Below are 849 nucleotides of genomic sequence, written 5' to 3'. Positions count from 1 at the left end.
TAAACGATCTTTATTTTCACTTTATCCGTATAAGCTGAATCATCATGGCAACAATTGATTTACCCGACAATATCTTACAAGTTCTTTCTACTGTACTCCAACAACTACAGCAAAACTTACCTGAACTGAAACACGAAACCAACTTTGAAGCCTCTGCTTATAAGTGGCAAAATCAACAATTAAAAGCCATTCAGCAGCCTAAAAAAATCTATCTGGACGATTTAAAAGGGATAGAAAAGCAAAAAGAAAAAGTGATTCAAAATACCCGACAGTTTTTAAAAGGCTTGCCTGCCAACGATGTGTTATTGACTGGCTCACGTGGTACAGGAAAATCTTCAATTGTACGTGCCTTGTTAACGGAGTTTGAATCTGAAGGCTTACGTTTAATTGAAATTGAACGTGATGATTTGGCAGATTTGCCGCTTATTCAGAAACTGATTGAAACTCGTCCTGAAAAATTCATTGTCTACTGTGATGATCTGGCCTTTAATGCCGAAGATGAAAACTATCGCAGTTTAAAAAGCGTCCTGGATGGTTCATTACAGTCCGGTTCAAGCAATTTTATTATTTATGCCACCAGTAACCGCCGTCATTTGTTGCCGGAATTTATGCATGAAAATACTCCGGTCACACGGATGGACGTTCCCCAATATACCGAGCTGCATCCGCAAGAAGCGATTGAAGAAAAGATTTCGCTGTCTGACCGTTTCGGCATGTGGCTATCGTTCTATCCTATGGATCAAAACCTGTACCTGGAAATTGTAGAGCACTATTTAGCTAAAGCCAAAATGTCATTGGATGAATTGACCAGAGCAGAAGCTTTAAGATGGTGTCAGGCTCGTGGTCAAC

Annotated in this window: 1 protein-coding gene; it reads left to right on the top strand. The window is 39.7% G+C overall.

Going from position 1 to position 849, the window contains the following annotated elements:
• Positions 1-44 precede the first annotated feature (44 nt).
• Positions 45-849: ATP-binding protein (locus B2Y23_RS04980; RefSeq protein ID WP_291369381.1), on the top strand; the 805-nt coding region annotated here is incomplete at its 3' end.

The organism is Acinetobacter sp. UBA5934 (assembly GCF_002430855.1).
Classification (GTDB): domain Bacteria; phylum Pseudomonadota; class Gammaproteobacteria; order Pseudomonadales; family Moraxellaceae; genus Acinetobacter.
Note: the sequence above shows the minus strand (reverse complement) of the source record. Positions and strands in the feature narration are given on the sequence as shown.